This is a genomic window from Rhizobium aureum (genome assembly GCF_030182495.1).
GTDB classification, from domain to species: domain Bacteria; phylum Pseudomonadota; class Alphaproteobacteria; order Rhizobiales; family Rhizobiaceae; genus Rhizobium; species Rhizobium tropici_C.
This window is the reverse complement of record NZ_JAQJCI010000002.1, coordinates 138,220-154,610: the sequence shown is the minus strand read 5'-3', so window position 1 is coordinate 154,610 and position 16,391 is coordinate 138,220. Positions and strand designations below refer to the sequence as shown.

17 protein-coding genes are annotated in these 16,391 nt (G+C 61.3%); 6 read left to right on the top strand and 11 right to left on the bottom strand.

Going from position 1 to position 16,391, the window contains the following annotated elements; genetic code table 11:
* The first annotated feature begins 199 nt into the window (after positions 1-199).
* The 4 genes from paaG (at position 200) to PH552_RS06535 (ending at position 3,482) form a co-directional block, all read left to right on the top strand.
* Positions 200-988, top strand: a complete 789-nt coding sequence (gene paaG / locus PH552_RS06550; protein ID WP_112344541.1) for a 2-(1,2-epoxy-1,2-dihydrophenyl)acetyl-CoA isomerase PaaG — start codon at positions 200-202, stop codon at positions 986-988.
* Positions 985-1,428: a hydroxyphenylacetyl-CoA thioesterase PaaI gene (paaI, locus tag PH552_RS06545; protein ID WP_112344540.1), complete on the top strand. Its 444-nt coding sequence runs from the start codon at positions 985-987 to the stop codon at positions 1,426-1,428. The genes paaG and paaI overlap by 4 nt, the downstream gene beginning before the upstream one ends.
* 42 nt (positions 1,429-1,470) lie before the next feature.
* Positions 1,471-2,781, top strand: coding sequence for a phenylacetate--CoA ligase PaaK (paaK, locus tag PH552_RS06540; RefSeq protein ID WP_183761215.1), 1,311 nt, complete (start codon positions 1,471-1,473; stop codon positions 2,779-2,781).
* Positions 2,782-2,885: 104 nt separating this feature from the next.
* On the top strand, positions 2,886-3,482 hold the full coding sequence (locus tag PH552_RS06535; protein ID WP_113250306.1) for a TetR/AcrR family transcriptional regulator: 597 nt from the start codon (positions 2,886-2,888) through the stop codon (positions 3,480-3,482).
* Positions 3,483-3,491: 9 nt separating this feature from the next.
* On the opposite strand, the gene PH552_RS06530 is transcribed toward PH552_RS06535, so the two are convergent.
* The 11 genes from PH552_RS06530 to PH552_RS06480 form a co-directional block, all read right to left on the bottom strand.
* Positions 3,492-4,106, bottom strand: a complete 615-nt coding sequence (locus PH552_RS06530) for a transferase hexapeptide repeat family protein (protein WP_183761218.1) — start codon at positions 4,104-4,106, stop codon at positions 3,492-3,494.
* Complete coding sequence (locus tag PH552_RS06525) at positions 4,107-4,625, bottom strand: acyl-CoA thioesterase (RefSeq protein WP_183761220.1); 519 nt, start codon at positions 4,623-4,625, stop codon at positions 4,107-4,109.
* A gap of 4 nt (positions 4,626-4,629) precedes the next feature.
* Positions 4,630-6,687 carry a phenylacetic acid degradation bifunctional protein PaaZ gene (paaZ, locus tag PH552_RS06520; RefSeq protein ID WP_183761223.1) on the bottom strand — a complete coding sequence of 686 codons (2,058 nt, stop codon included), beginning with the start codon at positions 6,685-6,687 and terminating at the stop codon, positions 4,630-4,632.
* Between the two features lie 12 nt (positions 6,688-6,699).
* Positions 6,700-7,455 (bottom strand): Phenylacetic acid catabolic protein, encoded by a 756-nt coding sequence (locus PH552_RS06515; RefSeq protein WP_183761226.1) that lies wholly within the window; start codon positions 7,453-7,455, stop codon positions 6,700-6,702.
* Positions 7,456-7,479: 24 nt separating this feature from the next.
* Entirely contained in the window at positions 7,480-8,556 is a 1,077-nt protein-coding gene (gene paaE / locus PH552_RS06510) for a 1,2-phenylacetyl-CoA epoxidase subunit PaaE (RefSeq protein ID WP_183761229.1), read from the bottom strand.
* A 25-nt stretch (positions 8,557-8,581) separates the two neighbouring features.
* Complete coding sequence (gene paaD / locus PH552_RS06505; protein ID WP_183761232.1) at positions 8,582-9,106, bottom strand: 1,2-phenylacetyl-CoA epoxidase subunit PaaD; 525 nt, start codon at positions 9,104-9,106, stop codon at positions 8,582-8,584.
* Positions 9,107-9,115: 9 nt separating this feature from the next.
* Positions 9,116-9,898, bottom strand: coding sequence for a 1,2-phenylacetyl-CoA epoxidase subunit PaaC (gene paaC, locus PH552_RS06500; protein WP_183761235.1), 783 nt, complete (start codon positions 9,896-9,898; stop codon positions 9,116-9,118).
* Complete coding sequence (gene paaB, locus PH552_RS06495; protein ID WP_069061017.1) at positions 9,898-10,182, bottom strand: 1,2-phenylacetyl-CoA epoxidase subunit PaaB; 285 nt, start codon at positions 10,180-10,182, stop codon at positions 9,898-9,900. The genes paaC and paaB overlap by 1 nt, the downstream gene beginning before the upstream one ends.
* Before the next feature lie 29 nt (positions 10,183-10,211).
* The gene (gene paaA, locus PH552_RS06490) at positions 10,212-11,216 is read right to left on the bottom strand and encodes a 1,2-phenylacetyl-CoA epoxidase subunit PaaA (protein WP_183761238.1); all 1,005 of its coding nucleotides are present in this window, start codon (positions 11,214-11,216) and stop codon (positions 10,212-10,214) included.
* A gap of 298 nt (positions 11,217-11,514) precedes the next feature.
* Entirely contained in the window at positions 11,515-12,405 is an 891-nt protein-coding gene (gene paaX, locus PH552_RS06485; RefSeq protein WP_183761240.1) for a phenylacetic acid degradation operon negative regulatory protein PaaX, read from the bottom strand.
* An 86-nt stretch (positions 12,406-12,491) separates the two neighbouring features.
* On the bottom strand, positions 12,492-12,971 hold the full coding sequence (locus PH552_RS06480; protein ID WP_112344528.1) for an Lrp/AsnC family transcriptional regulator: 480 nt from the start codon (positions 12,969-12,971) through the stop codon (positions 12,492-12,494).
* 119 nt (positions 12,972-13,090) lie between these two features.
* On the opposite strand from PH552_RS06480, the gene PH552_RS06475 reads away from it, so the two are divergent.
* Both PH552_RS06475 and PH552_RS06470 read left to right on the top strand, forming a co-directional pair.
* Entirely contained in the window at positions 13,091-15,169 is a 2,079-nt protein-coding gene (locus PH552_RS06475) for a transketolase C-terminal domain-containing protein (RefSeq protein WP_183761243.1), read from the top strand.
* Between the two features lie 3 nt (positions 15,170-15,172).
* Entirely contained in the window at positions 15,173-16,381 is a 1,209-nt protein-coding gene (locus tag PH552_RS06470; RefSeq protein ID WP_112344526.1) for a dihydrolipoamide acetyltransferase family protein, read from the top strand.
* Positions 16,382-16,391 lie beyond the last annotated feature (10 nt).

The following is a 16,391-nucleotide window of genomic DNA, read 5'->3' as shown; positions in this document are numbered from 1 at the left end:
AATCTGACCCCCGCTTCGTCGACGAGATCAGGAAGATGCGGAGGGACCAGCCGATTGTCGATGCCGACACTAGCGATCGCTCTTTCGTGCAGGGCGTGACTGTTGGTCTCCTCCAATCGCCACCTTCATAATTGACTGACCGGTCGGTTTATGCAAGAGTTCTTGTCGGTCGCCATGGGAAAGGCGATGGGGAGGAAACATGCCCGATTCCGACACCGTACTGTCGGCACTGGCCGATGGCGTTTTGAGCCTCACGCTCAATCGACCCGACAAACTCAATTCCTTCAACGAGGAAATGCATCTGGCGCTGCGCGCCGGTTTCGAGCGTGCACACAAGGATGCGGAGGTGCGTGCGGTTCTCCTGACGGGAGCCGGCCGCGGCTTCTCCGCCGGCCAGGATCTCAGCGATCGCGACCCGCGCAAGGGCACACCCGATCTCGGCCATACGATCGAGACCTTCTACAATCCGCTGCTGCGCCTCATCCGCAGCCTGGAAAAGCCGGTTGTCTGCGCCGTCAATGGGGTAGCGGCCGGCGCCGGTGCCAATATCGCCTTTGCCTGCGACATCACTCTTGCCGCCCGCTCGGCCCGCTTCATCCAGGCCTTTGCGAAGATCGGCCTGGTGCCGGATTCCGGCGGCACCTGGAACTTGCCTCGGCTTATCGGCGAGGCACGCGCCAAGGCACTGGCGCTGACGGCCGAACCCCTCGATGCCGAAACCGCCGCCGGCTGGGGCCTGATCTGGGGAGTGGTGGACGATGACAAGCTGATGGATGAGGCAACGGCGCTTGCCACCAGGCTCGCTGCCGGTCCGACCAAGGGCCTCGGCCTGACGAAGCGCGCCATTCAGGCGGCAGCGACGAATTCGCTGGACCAGCAGCTCGACCTTGAGCGCGACCTTCAGCGCGAAGCAGGCCGCAGCGCCGACTATGCCGAAGGCGTCAGCGCCTTCCTCGAAAAGCGCAAGCCGGAGTTCAGGGGAAAATGAGCACGGTAGAGAGCCTTTCGCCGCAGGCGCTGGCGGAAGCCTGTGCAAGATCCATGTGGGACGAAGACAACGCCAGCCGTCATCTCGGCATGGAACTGCTTGCTGTAGCCCCCGGCGAAGCGAGCCTTTCGATGACGATCACCGAGGCAATGACGAACGGCCATAGCACCTGCCATGGCGGCTACATCTTCACTTTGGCCGACTCCGCCTTCGCATTCGCCTGCAACACCTACAATCAGCGCACCGTCGCTCAGCATTGTTCCGTGACCTACATCGCGCCGGCATTCAGGGGCGACCGGCTGATGGCGGCGGCGCGGGAGGTGTCGCGGCGCGGACGAGGCGGCATCTACGATATCGCGATTACCAATCAGAAGGGCGAGCAGATTGCGGAATTCCGTGGCCACTCGCGAACGGTCAAGGGCGCACTTTTGCCGGAATAGGTTCCGCGCGCCGGCAGCGCCGGCTTTTTGGAGGAGATATCGATGGAAAACCTTTCGCCGCGTGCAGGTGAGCTTGAAGCAATCGAAACCGCCTCCCGCGACGAGATTTCCGCGCTGCAGCTCGAGCGCACGAAATGGACGCTCACCCATGCCTATGAGAACTCGCCCTTCTATAACAAGCGTTTCGACGAGCTGGGCGTGCATCCCTCCGATCTCAAGACTTTGTCTGATATCACCAAATTTCCTTTCACGACCAAAAAGGATCTTCGCGACACCTATCCTTTCGGCATGTTCGCCGTGCCGCGCGAAAGGCTTGCCCGTATCCACGCGTCCTCCGGTACGACGGGCAAGCCGACGGTCGTCGGCTACACTGCCAGGGACGTCGACACCTGGGCGAGCCTCGTTGCCCGCTCGATCCGCGCCTCCGGTGGACGGGCGGGCGATCTGGTGCATATCGCCTACGGCTATGGCCTGTTCACCGGCGGCCTCGGCGCGCATTACGGCGCGGAGAAACTTGGCTGCACCGTGGTCCCGGTGTCGGGCGGCATGACGGAACGGCAGGTCGCGCTGATACAGGATTTCAAGCCGCGTGTCATCATGGTGACGCCCTCCTACATGCTCTCGATCCTCGACGAATTCCGCCGCCAGGGCCTGGACCCCAGAGAGAGTTCGCTCGCCGTCGGCATCTTCGGGGCCGAGCCGTGGACCAATGCCATGCGCGAGGAAATCGAGCATGCCTTCGACATGCACGCCGTCGACATTTACGGCCTCTCGGAGGTCATGGGTCCGGGTGTTGCCAATGAATGCGTCGAGAGCAAGGATGGGCTGCACATCTGGGAAGATCATTTCTATCCAGAGATCATCGATCCGGTTACCGGCGCGGCATTGCCAGACGGCGAGATCGGCGAGCTGGTCCTCACCACACTGACGAAGGAAGGGCTGCCGATCATCCGCTATCGCACGCGCGACCTGACGCGGCTGCTGCCCGGCACCGCCCGCTCGATGCGGCGCATGGAAAAGGTAACCGGCCGCTCCGACGACATGATGATCCTGCGCGGCGTCAACGTCTTTCCGACCCAGATCGAAGAGCAGATCCTCAAATGCCGCGGGCTTGCACCGCACTTCCAGATCGAACTGACACGCTCCGGCCGCATGGACGACATGACCGTTCATGTCGAATGCACGCTGGAGGCAGCGGACGAAGCCGCGCGAAGCGTTTCGGCAAGAGAGCTTACCCACCACATCAAGAGCGTGGTCGGTGTCTCGACGAAGGTCACCGTGCATACGCCGGGCGGAGTCGCGCGCTCGGAGGGCAAGGCCAAACGCATCGTGGACAACCGTCCGAAAGAATGATGGGAATGCTGGTCGGATAGCGTAACAAGCAATTGATTGTATATAGCGAGGATCGGCCGAGAGGTTTGGTTAAGGTCAACCGGAAATGAGCAGAGCAGGATCACATGGCACGCACGCGCGCAGTTGATTTCGAGGAAAAGCAGCGCGGCATCCTGGCAAGTGCCGCGGCTGTTTTCGCCGAGGTAGGCATGGAGAAGGCCTCCATGTCGATGATCGCTTCGCACGGTAATGTCTCGAAAGCCCTGCTCTACCACTACTATCCCGGCAAGGACGCGCTGATCTTCGACATCGTGCAAACGCATCTGACGGAGCTGGAAGGCGCGATCGACGCAGCGGACCGGATAGACGTGACGCCACAGGAGCGGCTGCGCCTGCTGGTGAAAGCCGTGCTGAAGAACTATGAGGGCGCCGACAACGAGCACAAGGTGCAGCTCAACGGCACGCATGCTCTATCGCAGGAACAGCTGGCGGAATTGCGGACGATCGAAAGACGCATCGTCAAGCGCTTTTCCAGCGTCATCGAGGATCTCAACCCGGACCTCAACAAGAACAGGCCGTTGCTGATGCCGGTCACCATGTCGCTCTTTGGCATGATGAACTGGGTCTATATGTGGTTCCGGCCGAATGGTCCGATCAGCCGCGACGAATATGCCGAGATTGCCGCTACCCTCATCCTGGAAGGGGTCAAGGCCGTTCGTTGATATCGTGCCTCAGTCGCCGAGCTTCATCCGCTCAAGAATAAGCGGATCATATTCCGGCGCGCGGATGCGGCGGCGATCCGGTTCCGGTGCAGTCAGCGGCTCGACGGCCGCAAGCTTCTCTTTTGCCTCCAGCGCCAGGCGCTGGTAGATGGCGGTGCCCTGGCGCTTCCACGCGATCTCTTCCGCAGTCAGCTCGCGGACGATACGCGCCGGTGAGCCGACCGCCAGGCTGTTTGCCTGAATTTCCGCGCCGGCCTTGACGAAGGCCATGGCGGCGACGATGGCGTTTTCGCCGATGACGGCTTCGTCCATGATAACGGCATTCATGCCGACCATGGCGTTGGCGCCGATGCGGCAGCCATGCAGCACCGCACCGTGGCCGATATGTCCCGCCTCGCAGATCACAACTTCCAGATTCGGGAAGCTATGGACGACGCAGGTCTCCTGCACGTTCGAGCCTCGCTCGAGCACGATGCGTCCGAAATCACCCCGCAGCACGGCGCCCGGCCCGACATAACAGGCCGGGCCGATGATGACATCCCCGATGACGGTTGCGGCCGGATGCACGAAGGCCAAGGGATCGATGACCGGGATCACGCCGTCGTAGGAATAGATCTGCGCCATTCAGTCGGCTCCCAAACCTTCCACGTCGCGGCCGGTTTCGGCCACCGCTTCCAGCCGCTGCGCGAATTCGCGGCGCAAGGTGCGGCGAAGCTGGGCAGCCTTGTGTCGCCTGATATCGACTGATGTCACCGGCACCAGCTCGGGTACTCGAACCGGACGACCGGCCTCGTCGACGGCAACCATGGTGAAATAACAGGAGTTGGTGTGGCGGCGCTGGCCGGAACGAATATTCTCCGCTTCCACCCTTATGCCGACTTCCATGGAAGTACGTCCGGTATCGTTGATCGAGGCGCGGAAGGTGACGAGCTCGCCGACATTGATCGGCTCCTTGAACAGCACCTGATCGACCGACAGCGTCACGGCATATTGCTTGGAATAGCGCGATGCACAGGAGAAGGCGACGCGATCGAGCAGGTTCAGAAGGGCGCCGCCATGCACTTTGCCGCTGAAATTCGCCATATCGGGCGTCATCAGTACGGTCATTTCCAGGCGATGCGGGTCTTGCTCGGTCGTCGTCATGCGCTCACTCTCTCGTTTTCGCCACCATCGTCAGAACGTCATATTGCGCGACGACGGCATCCAGCTGGTTGATTACCTTGCAATCCCAGCGCACCTCGCCATGCTCGGCATTGATGCGGGGATTGATTTCCTTGCAGGTCAACTGCACCTGGAGCGTATCACCCGGATTGACCGGTGTCAGGAAGCGGAGATTGTCGACCCCATAATTTGCAAGAACCGGACCTGGAGCCGGATCGACGAAAAGGCCTGCCGCGAAAGAGACGATAAGATAGCCATGCGCCACACGCCCCTCGAAGAACGGATTGGCCTTGGCCGCCTCCTCGTCCATATGAGCATAGAACGTGTCGCCGGTGAAACGGGCGAAGTGCTCGATATCGTCAAGCGTCACCGTGCGCGTGGCGGTGACGAGCTGATCGCCGATCTTCAGCTCGTCAAGTGATTTGCGGAACGGATGCTCGCTGCCCGAACGCACCTCGGCGCCGGGAACCCATCGCCCGATGACGGCCGAAAGCATTGTCGGCGTGCCCTGCACGGCGGTCCGCTGCATGTAATGCTTGACGCCGCGGATGCCGCCGAGCTCCTCGCCACCGCCGGCACGCCCGGGACCGCCGTGAACGAGGCCCGGCAGCGGTGAACCATGACCGGTGGAGCTCTTGGCGCTCAAGCGATTGCCGATCATCACGCGACCGTGGAATGGTGCAAGGCCTAGAACCACTTCCGCGGCGAAATGCGGATCGTTGGTGAAGACGGAGGCGACGAGGCTGCCCTTGCCGCGCCGCGCCAGATCGACGGCCTCTTCCGCCATATCGTAGGGCATGACGGTGCTGACGGGACCGAAGGCCTCGACATCGTGAATGGCACGCGCCGAGCCCGGCTTGTCACAATAAAGCAGAACCGGATTGAGGAAGGCGCCGGCGCTCGCATCGCCGGACATGACGCGCGGATTGTCTGGATCGCCGCCAACAATCTCGGCATCGCTGGCGAGATCCCGAATGCGAGCGCGGACTTCCTCGCGCTGACCGAGGCTCGCGAGCGGTCCCATACGAACCGTCTCATCGGCCGGATTGCCGATGGCTGTCTTGCCGAGACGATCGTTCAAGGCGGCAATGAGGGCTTCACTGTAAGTCCGGGGCGCAATGACGCGGCGGATGGCCGTGCACTTCTGACCGGCCTTGACCGTCATCTCGCGCGCGATTTCCTTGACGAAGAGATCGAACTCCTCGGTGCCTGGGCCGGCATCGAGGCCGAGGACGGCCGCATTGAGGCTGTCTGCCTCCATGGTGAAACGCACGGAATTCGCGATGATCGCCCTGTGCGTCTTCAGGCGCTGGCCGGTCGCGGCGGAACCGGTAAAGGTCACCACATCCTGGCCTTCGACATGATCGAGGAGATCGCCGACCGAGCCGCAAACGAGCTGCAGTGCGCCTTCCGGCAAGAGGCCGGTTTCGATGATGCAGCGAACCATGAGTTCGGTCAGATAGGCCGTCTGGCTTGCCGGCTTCACGATGGCGGGAACGCCGGCAAGCAAGGTCGGCGCGAGTTTTTCCAGCATACCCCAGCAGGGGAAATTGAAGGCATTGATGTGAATCGCGACGCCCTGCAGTGGGCTTAGGATATGCTGGGCTGAAAAGCTCTGGTCTTTGGAGAGCTGCTCCACATCGCCATCGAGCAGTACGCGCGCATTCGGCAGCTCGCGCCGGCCTTTGGAGGCATAGGACAGCAGGGTGCCAATGCCGCCTTCGATATCGACCCAACTATCCGCACGCGTGGCACCCGTCGCCGTCGAAAGCGCGTAGAACTCTTCCTTCCTCTCAAGCAGGGCCTGCCCAAGCGCCTTCAGCATCGCGGCGCGCTCATGGAAGGACATGCGCCTGAGCGCCGGTCCGCCCTTGTCGCGGCCGTAAGCTAGGGTCCACTTGAAATCGATGCCGGAGGAATCGATTGACGCGACGGGAGTACCGGTCGATGCGTCGAGCAGCGGCACGCCTTCCTTCGTGCCGGCGACCCATCTACCCCCGACATAGCTTTCGAGCCGGCGCGGCTGGTTTGCCATGATGTTCATCTCACTATCCTCTCAGTTCAATCCAAGCGCAGAAAGCTGCGCATCGACATCGGCACGCCATTCGGCAAGCAGGGTCTCGTTGGGCTGATGGCGCAGGCCGAAACGCGACAATGTCTCGAAGCGAGCCGAACCGGCGTGACCGAAGCTCGCGGCAACGCGGGGATACCAGTAGGCAGCCGAAGCCCGCGCCTTGGCCCGACCCTCATCATCGGCGACGATGCGGCCAAGACCGGCGGCGCCGAGTTCGGCATGCCGCCTTTCGCGCGGCAGGATGGCACGGAAGGTTTCGGCCAGCGGCTGGTAGGAAACACGCACCAGCTCCTTCAACTGTACGACGCTGGCAGCACCCATCAGAACGTTCATGACGACCGCATCCACCCAGCCTTCAAGCGGGTAGTGGAACACGGAGAGCCGCATGTCACCACCCTGCCTGACAGCGCCGATATCGGCATCGCGAGCGAGCCGCGCCGCCCATGGATGGTGGACCGCATAGCGCTCGCCATCGACGCCGAAAGTCTCCATGATCTTCAGGACCTGGCCGGCATGATCGGTCTTTTCCAGCACAATGCGTGCCGCAGAAATGCGCTCCTGAATGCCTGGGGCATCGTTGATGATATCGGCAAAGCCGGCGGAACCGGCCAGCTCGCTATCGACGAAGCTCGCCATCAGACGCAGGAGTTCGCCGCGATAGCGCGGAGGCACATTGTCCGGCGAGGAGAGCATCCCACCCTCCTGCAGATATTGCTCGATCGGCATCGTCTCGGACATCACATTCCTCCCTTCGATGCGATCCTATTGGTCGTAACTGACGACGATACGGTCGGTGAGCGGGTAGCACTGGCAGGTCAGCACATAGCCCTGGCGCACCTCGTAATCCTCGAGTGCGTGGTTGACCTCCATCTCGACCTCGCCCTGCAGAACCTTGGCGCGACAGGTGGAGCAAACGCCGGCCTTGCAGGCGTAGGGCACGTCCATCGCGTTTTCGAGCGCGGCATCGAGCAGGCATTGGCCATGCTTGGGAAACTTGAAGATGCGCGTCGCACCGTCGAGCGTGACGGTTGCCTCGCAGCTCTTTTCATGATCAGCGGCAGCTGCGCTCTCCACCTTCAGGCGGGCCTTGCCCGGCTGCGCGGAGGCGAAAAGCTCGAACTTGATCTGGTCGTCGCGCATGCCGTGCTCGCGCAGCGCCGCGGCGGTCGCCAGCATCATCGGCTCCGGACCGCAGATGAAGGCTGTCGCAACCGACTTGATGTCGATCCAGCTCTTGAAGAGCGCTTTGCACTTCTCCGCGTCTATCCGGCCGGTGAAAAGGCCGATCTCCTGCGCCTCGCTTTCAAGAATATGCAGCACCGACAGGCGACCGAGATAAAGGTTCTTCAGGTCGTCGAGCTCTTCGCGGAACATGATCGAGCTGATCTGCCGGTTGGCATAGACGAGCGTGAAGACCGAGCGCGGCTCGCGCGCGAGCACCGTCTTGATGATGGAGAGCACCGGCGTGATGCCGCTGCCGCCGGCAAAGCCTAGATAGTGCCTTGCGACATCGGGTTCGATGGCTGTGAAGAAAGCGCCCATCGGCGGCATGGCTTCCAACGTGTCGCCGGCTTTCAGGTTCTCATTGATCCATGTGGAGAAGCAGCCGCCGTCCACGCGCTTGACGCCGACCTTCAGCACGCCCTCGTCCTTACCGGCACAGATCGAATAGGAGCGGCGCAGCTCCTCATCGTCGAACTTGCGGCGGAAGGTCAGATATTGGCCCTGCGTGAAGTCGAAGATGGCCCGATCCTCCTCGGCTGGCGCAAGCGTGACGACGACCGCATCGCGCGTCTCGCGGCGAACATCGGTGACGATCAGCGGATGGAAACGTGGCATGGATGCGGGCCTCGTCCTCTTGGGGTCAAATGCACTTGAAGTAATCGAACGGTTCCAGACAGTCCGTGCAGCGATAGCTCGCCTTGCAGGGCGTCGAACCGAACTGGCTGATCTTTTCCGTGTTCGTCGATCCGCAGCGCGGGCAGGCAATCGTGAGATTGGAGCGCCCGGAAAGCCGATCGATGCGCTTCATCAAGATGCCATCGGCCGCCGTACCGTCGACCGGTGGGGCAATGCCGTAGGCGCGCAGCTTCTCACGTCCCTCGGCGCTGATCCAATCCGTCGTCCAGGCCGGCGACAGCCGGCGCTCAAGGCGTATCCGGTCGATGCCCTTTTCAGCCAATGCCCGCTCGATATCGAGATTGATTACCGTCGTGGCGGGACAGCCCGAATAGGTCGGTGTCACCGTGACGACGAGCGTATCGTCTCGCCAGCCGACGTCGCGGATGATGCCGAGATCGGTCAGCGAGATCACCGGTATCTCGGGGTCCGGCATTTCCGACAGCCAGTGCCAGACCTCGTCGACCGAAGGATGCAGCGCGGTCGCCATATCAGCCTCCTACCAGGTGGCGCCCGGATAGGCGCGCTGCAGGAATTGCATCTCGGCCAGGAGATAGCCGAGATGCTCGGTGTGAACGCCGCGACGGCCGCCCTTGTGCATGTAGCCATCTGCCGGGCGCTCAAGCGTCGCCTTGGCAAGCGCATCGGAAACGATCTCGTCCCAACCGGGTTTGAGGCTTTGCGGTTCCGGGATCACCTCGGCCTGTGCCAGTGCCGCATCGGAAGCATCGCCGGCGAACATTTCACAGGTGAAGGGCCAGAGTTCGTCCAGCGCCGCCTGCATGCGGCGATGGCTTTCCGCCGTGCCGTCGCCGAGGCGGATGATCAGGTCGCGGCTGCGATCGAGGTGATAGGAGACTTCCTTGAAGGCCTTCTCGGCGATTTCAGCAATGCGCCGGTCGGCCGAGCCTTTCAACGCTTTCAGCAGCAGATAGTGCCAGGCGTCGAAGAGAAATTGCCGCATCAGCGTCTTGCCGAAATCGCCATTGGGGCGTTCGACCAAGAGGATGTTGCGAAACTCGCAGCCATCGCGCAGATAGGCGAGATCGTCGGCCGAACGGCCCTTGCCTTCCACCTCGCCCGCCAGAGCGAGCCAGAGCTGCGTCTGGCCAATGAGATCGAGCGCCGTGTTGGCGAGCGCGATATCCTCCTCCAGCGCCGGTCCTCGGCCGCACCATTCGGAAACGCGGTGGCCTAAGATCAGCGTGACATCGCCGATGCGCAGGAGGAATTCGACGAGGGCGGCCTGATCGACCGCCGGCTCAAGGGTAGCGGTCGCCATCACATGTGCCCCACTTCATCGGGGATGTCGAAGAAGGTCGGATGACGATAGACCTTCGAATTGGAGGGATCGAAGAGCGGACCTTTTTCCGAAGGCGCGCTGGCGGTGATCTCGGAAGACCGCACCACCCAGATGCTGACGCCCTCGTTGCGGCGCGTATAGACATCGCGTGCGTTGTTGATCGCCATCTCTGCATCGGGCGCGTGCAAGCTGCCGACATGGCGATGGTTGAGGCCGTGCTGACCTCGGATGAAGACCTCCCAAAGCGGCCATTCGCTGGACATGCTTCTCACTCCCTTGTCATCCTGCACGCCTATTCGGCGGCAACCTTTGCGGCAGCGAGGCGTTCGGCCACCTTTTCGGCATGCGCCGTCAGACCATCGCGGAACCAGGCGCCATCCTCCCAAGCCTGCTTGCGGGCATTCAGCCGCTCCGCATTGCAGGGGCCGTTGCCGGCGATCACGTTGAAGAATTCTTCCCAGTCCGGCTCGCCGAAATCGTAGCCGCCCTTTTCCTCGTTCCACTTCAGATCGGGATCGGGGACGGTTAGGCCGAGGTACTCCGCCTGCGGCACGGTCTGGTCGACGAATTTCTGCCGCAGCTCGTCATTGGAATTCTGCTTGATCTTCCAGGCCATCGACTGGGCCGAATGCACGGAGGCATCGTCCGAAGGGCCGAACATCATCAGCGACGGCCACCACCAGCGGTTCAGCGCATCCTGCACCATGGGCTTCTGCGCCGGCGTGCCCTTCACCATTTTCATCAGGATGTCGAAGCCCTGGCGCTGATGAAAGCTTTCCTCCTTGCAGATCCGGATCATGGCCCGCGAATAGGGACCGTAGGAACAGCGCTGCAGCGGAACCTGGTTCATGATAGCAGCACCATCGACGAGCCAGCCGATCGCGCCGATATCGGCCCAGGTCAGAGTCGGATAGTTGAAGATCGAGGAATATTTGGCCTTGCCGGAGTGCAGCTGCTCATACATCTCGTCGCGGCTGATGCCGAGCGTCTCGGCAGCGCAGTAGAGATAGAGGCCGTGGCCGGCTTCGTCCTGCACCTTGGCAAGCAGGATCGCCTTGCGTTCCAGCGTCGGAGCACGGGTAATCCAGTTGCCCTCCGGAAGCTGGCCGACGATTTCCGAATGCGCGTGCTGGCTGATCTGGCGGATCAGCGTCTTGCGGTAGCCTTCCGGCATCCATTCCTTCGGCTCGATCTTCTGGCCGGCATCGACACGCTCTTGAAAGGCGCGTTCCTGGGGATCCATCTCGTCAAGGGAACGGATGCGGGCGCCATCGGTTTTCACCATCTGTGCATACATTGATCTTCCTCCGTCCTGGCACGTCCGGCGCGCTAAAGAGTGATCGCAGGCCTGCGGACGCCTTGAGGATCTGAGCCAAGCTGACGCTTCATGGCTTCACCAGTATAGGCCTGTTTCACGCTCTCCTCCACGAAACATCGATCCGACAGCGAGCGCATTAGCCGACCGATCGGTCATTGTATTAGCATACCATATGTCACAGCACAAATAAATTTTTGGATATTTCTGTGACATTCAATGCCGTGAAAGCGTGCTGCGAAGAGAACTCACACGCTATGTGACTGAGTGGATTGATCTTTCAGCGGGACTTGAGGTGATCGAGCCGAGCCTGGCTTACCGGCGTTGTTTCTTGAAGCTTGCCCGACTCGTTCACGAAACGGCGACCGACATAGGCGTCAGCCTTTTTTGACAGACGCAAATAAAGTTCGGCAAATAGGCGCCGCGCCTCCTCGCCGGGCCAATCGGCCGGCAGGGCGGACTTGGGAAGATGCGGCTCGCGCAACATGATCAGGCGATATTGATGGACGAGAAGCAATCGCGCGATCAGACAATCGAACGGTGACAGGGCCACACAATCGCCGACTCCTCGCGAAAATGTGCCGAAGCGGGCAGTAAATTCGCTGTAAGCTTCCGCAAAGTGCCGCAGGTTCCAGGCCTCTTCCGCGAGCTCCTTCAAGGCGCCGTTCTCGGTCGCAAGCTCAGCGTTGAAGACAACGACGCGACCCGGCAGCGGTGGCGCGGGATGCGTACCCATCGCAAGACGGGGGCTCAGCCTAGCGAAGCCGTCCCGCTCCAATGCCTGCATGATCTCCTCCGGAGCGGGTCCATTGATAAGGACGAATTGCCATCGGACGGCAGGCTCCGGCCCATAGAAGAGACTGGCGGCCTCAGCGAATTCCGCTTGGGCCGCGTCCGTCAGCCGATAGTAGCTGCGGCGCCCTTCCCGCTCTCCGGCAAGCTGGCCGGCGGTCACCAGTCGCGACACGGCAGTGCGCACCAGCGTTTCGGTAATGCCGACGCTCTTGCATGCCTCGATGAGGTTGCCGATCCACACGACGCCGCCCCGCGGCTCGATGACATCGCCATAGATCGTGACGATGAAACTCGCCGCCTTGATGGGCAGATCGGCGAGAAGCGCCGCGACCGCTTCGCTCAAATCATGGCCGAGTTTGATGTTATCAGCCGACACTCCCAACCCTGCTCCGCATCTGAAATTATCAGGGTTTATTAGCGTGAGACGCTTGCACTGTTCAAGGCGAGTACGGACAGAAGGCTTTATCGTGACACATTCGTCGGCAACGCCGTGGTGTATTTGACGCATTTCAGCGAGAAGTGCGACGATGAGCTCAACACGGCTTCATGGGTCAGGATACCGCGCATCAAAAGCCCTTCATATTCCCGCACATCGGCAACGACGGCACGGATGAGATAATCCCATTCGCCCGACATGGAATAGCATTCGAGCACTTCGCGATAGCTCGCGATGAATTGTTCGAAATCGCGGCGGGTTGCTGGATCGTGGGTCTTCATCTTGACTTGGCAGAAGACATTAAGGCCCTTGCCGATCTTGTCGGGATCGACAAGGCGGACCGTTCTGCCGAGCACGCCAGCGCTCTCCAGCGCCTTGATCCTTCGCCAGCAGGAGGCAGGCGATGCGCCCACTTTTTCGGCCAGTGCCGCCTGGCTGATGTCGCCCTCTTCCTGCAGCACGCGAAGGATCGCCCTGTCGACGTGATCAAGATTGAAATTTTCCATTCAAAAATACGCCAATTCTGAAATAAAACAACCAAATACTAGGGTAATTCCTATGAGATTGAAAGGAATAACGCGGCCACTTTGAATTAGAATCATGCGACCACGTGCAGGAGGAGCAAATGGCCCAACTGGCGATAAGAAAGCATGAGCGCAACGCGCCCGACGACCGCATTGACTGGCGCAGGGTTGCCCGCCTCGTCCACCTTTCAAGAGCCCTCGATGAGCTGGAAGAGAAGCGTCTCGTTCCGGAAAAGAAGGTCCTTTATCAATTTTCCGCACGCGGCCACGATGTGGCGCAGATCCTTCTCGGCACGCAACTGACCGGCCTGCACGATGCCACCTGCGGCTATTACCGATCGCGGCCGTTTCTGCTTTCGCTCGGGGTCGACCCGGCCGATGCGCTCGGTTCGGCCATGGGACGCGCCGGCGGTTATTCCGACGGGCGCGACATTGGTGTCGTCTTCAACTATCCGAACCTCTCTGGCGCATCGGCGCTGCCCATGTGCGGCGGTGTCGGCGCCCAATATACGCCGACGGCCGGCTGGGCGCAGGCGATGAAATACTACGCGACCACTTTGGGGCGCGAAGAATATGCGCGGGATATCGGCGTCGTCCTCGGGGGCGACGGCTCGGTCGCCTCGAACGGTTTCTGGGCCGCACTGAGCGCCGCAACGACGCAAGCATTGCCGATGCTGTTCTACATCGAAGACAATGGCTTCGGCATCTCGGTCCCTTCAACCGTGCAGACCCCAGGCGGAAATATCGCAGCCAATCTGGCAAGTTGGAGAAATCTCGCAATATTCGATGGCGACGGCTGCGACCCCGCCGAGGCTGCACGTCTCGTACAGGAGGCCGTCTTCTTCGTCCGCGAAGAGCGTAAGCCTGCCCTTTTGCGGCTGACGGTCCCTCGGCTTGAGGGCCACAGTTTTCAGGATACGCAGGCCTACAAGAGCGAGGAAACCGTTCGGCGCGAATGGGAACGCGATCCACTGCCGCGCCTGAAGGAATTCCTCATTCCCGCCGTCATGTCGATCGAGGAATGGAACGCCTGCGAGATCGAGGCTCACGATAGGGCCGAAAGAGCGCGCGCAGCCGCCGAGGAGCGGCCGGTCGCCGATCCCTCCTCCGTGACACGCCATGTATTCTTCGATGGCGACATGCAGACGATGGGTGGGCAGCATCCATCCGGATATGTGCCTCCGGCGACAACGGATAAGCCCGAGACCGCCGGCCCGCGCATCAACATGGTCACCGCCATCCGTAGAACGCTCGAACATGAAATGTCGATCAATGAGCGCGTCCTCATGTTCGGCGAGGATATCGGCCCCAAGGGCGGGGTTCACGCCGTCACCCTTGGAATGCAGGAAAAATTCGGCAACGAACGGGTTTTCGATACCTCCCTATCCGAGGAGGGGATCATCGGCCGTGCCGTGGGCATGGCGCTGGCCGGCCTCGTACCCATCCCCGAAATCCAGTTCCGGAAATATGCCGAACCGGCCACCGAACAGCTCAACGACTGCGGCACGATCCGCTGGCGCACCAATAACCGTTTCGCCGCCCCCATCGTGGTGCGCATGCCCGGCGGCTTCTTCAAATGCGGCGATCCCTGGCACAGCCAGACCAACGAAGTTGCCTTTGTCCATCAACCAGGCTGGAAGGTTGCTGTTCCCTCGAACGCCGAAGATGCGGTCGGCCTGCTGCGCACCTCGATGCGCGGCAACGACCCGGTCATCTTCTTCGAACACAGGGCCATGCTCGATCACCCGTGGGCACGCCGCCCCTATCCCGGCGACGATTTCGCGCTGCCCTTCGGCAAGGCGAAGCGGACACGGACCGGCAACGACATCACCATCGTCACCTGGGGCGCCATGGTTCACCGTTGCGAGGAGGCTGCCGAGGGCATCTCGGCCGATATCATCGATCTTCGCACGCTGATGCCCTGGGATCAGGAGGCCGTACTCACATCGGTCGCCAAGACGCATCGCTGCCTCATCGTCCACGAAGATCTCGAAGCCGCGGGCTTCGGTGCCGAGATTGCTGCGGTCATTGCAGACAAGGCCTTCACGGATCTCGATGCGCCGGTCTCCCGGCTCACCATGCCCGATATTCCGAGCCCGCATAATCCCGTCCTGCTGGAATGGGCCGTGCCCTCGACGGAACGGATTACCAAGCGCATCACCGAGATCCTGGAGTTCTAGGGAATGACGAACACTGTCGAGATCACGGCCCCGATCGAACAGGAAGGCACGAAGGCAGTCGTCCGCAATTGGCTGAAGCAAATTGGCGATCATGTCCGCGAAGGCGACGCCCTCGTCGAATTGGAAACCGACAAGGTAACGCAGGAGATATCGGCGCCCTGCGATGGTATCCTGAGCGAAATCTCCATGACGGATGGCGATGACGCCGCACCCGGGGCGATCCTGGGACGAATGAGCGTCGAAGCGATCGGCATTGCAACAGAAGCGACCGCCGCTCCGCCGCCAATGCATCACGCCTCGACGGTGACCGCCTCCAGCTATTATTCACCTGCCGTTCGTAGCGCCGCCAAGGAATACGCGATCGATCCCGCTTCGCTGAAAGGCAGTGGCAAGGGCGGGCGGGTCACGCGCGCCGATATGGATCATGCGCTGGAAGCCAGCAAATCCCATCCAGCCGTTCCGGTATCGCAGCAGGCCACGACCGAGCAGCCTTTCTCGGCAAATCCGATTGACGTCAAATCCCGAACCGTACCCCATTCAGCCATGCGGCTTGCGATCGCAAGGCACATGGCCGAATCCCTTGCGACCGCACCTCAGGTCACTGCGGTCTTCGAGGCGGATTTCACGGCGATCATGCGCCATCGCGAAAGCCACAAGGACCGTATGAGGGCGGAGGGCATCAACCTCTCCTACACCGCCTATTTCGTGGCGGCGTCCGTCGCCGCCATGAAGATCGTACCGGAGGTCAACAGCCAGTGGCACGACGATAGTCTTGAAATATTCGAGGACGTCAACATTGCGGTCGGCATCGCATTGGGCGACAAAGGCCTGGTCGCACCGGTGCTCCGGCAGGCGCAGGATCTTCCGCTGGAGACCATTGCCGCCCGCCTTCAGGATCTGACGAACAGGGCACGATCCAATACGCTTAAAGCCGACGAGCTGAAGGGCGGAACCTTCACGATCTCCAATCACGGCGTCTCCGGCTCGCTGGTGGCCTCCCCCATTATCATCAACCAACCGCAATCGGCGATACTCGGCATAGGCAAGCTGGAAAAGCGTGTCGTCGTTCGGGAGGTCGATGGGGTCGATACGATCCAGATCCGCCCAATGGCCTATGTCTCCCTGACGATCGACCACCGCTCCCTGGACGGCCACCAGACGAATGCATGGCTGACGGAATTCGTGCGGGTTCTGCAGAATTGGCCTCAATAAGTGGAGGGAG

Bases quoted from the DNA above. Each gene is read 5' to 3' on its own strand.
- paaG (WP_112344541.1), top strand. From the start codon at position 200: ATGCCCGATTCCGACACCGTACTGTCGGCACTGGCCGATGGCGTTTTG.
- paaI (WP_112344540.1), top strand. From the start codon at position 985: ATGAGCACGGTAGAGAGCCTTTCGCCGCAGGCGCTGGCGGAAGCCTGT.
- paaK (WP_183761215.1), top strand. From the start codon at position 1,471: ATGGAAAACCTTTCGCCGCGTGCAGGTGAGCTTGAAGCAATCGAAACC.
- PH552_RS06535 (WP_113250306.1), top strand. From the start codon at position 2,886: ATGGCACGCACGCGCGCAGTTGATTTCGAGGAAAAGCAGCGCGGCATC.
- PH552_RS06530 (WP_183761218.1), bottom strand. From the start codon at position 4,106: ATGGCGCAGATCTATTCCTACGACGGCGTGATCCCGGTCATCGATCCC.
- PH552_RS06525 (WP_183761220.1), bottom strand. From the start codon at position 4,625: ATGACGACGACCGAGCAAGACCCGCATCGCCTGGAAATGACCGTACTG.
- paaZ (WP_183761223.1), bottom strand. From the start codon at position 6,687: ATGAACATCATGGCAAACCAGCCGCGCCGGCTCGAAAGCTATGTCGGG.
- PH552_RS06515 (WP_183761226.1), bottom strand. From the start codon at position 7,455: ATGTCCGAGACGATGCCGATCGAGCAATATCTGCAGGAGGGTGGGATG.
- paaE (WP_183761229.1), bottom strand. From the start codon at position 8,556: ATGCCACGTTTCCATCCGCTGATCGTCACCGATGTTCGCCGCGAGACG.
- paaD (WP_183761232.1), bottom strand. From the start codon at position 9,106: ATGGCGACCGCGCTGCATCCTTCGGTCGACGAGGTCTGGCACTGGCTG.
- paaC (WP_183761235.1), bottom strand. From the start codon at position 9,898: ATGGCGACCGCTACCCTTGAGCCGGCGGTCGATCAGGCCGCCCTCGTC.
- paaB (WP_069061017.1), bottom strand. From the start codon at position 10,182: ATGTCCAGCGAATGGCCGCTTTGGGAGGTCTTCATCCGAGGTCAGCAC.
- paaA (WP_183761238.1), bottom strand. From the start codon at position 11,216: ATGTATGCACAGATGGTGAAAACCGATGGCGCCCGCATCCGTTCCCTT.
- PH552_RS06480 (WP_112344528.1), bottom strand. From the start codon at position 12,971: ATGGAAAATTTCAATCTTGATCACGTCGACAGGGCGATCCTTCGCGTG.
- PH552_RS06475 (WP_183761243.1), top strand. From the start codon at position 13,091: ATGGCCCAACTGGCGATAAGAAAGCATGAGCGCAACGCGCCCGACGAC.
- PH552_RS06470 (WP_112344526.1), top strand. From the start codon at position 15,173: ATGACGAACACTGTCGAGATCACGGCCCCGATCGAACAGGAAGGCACG.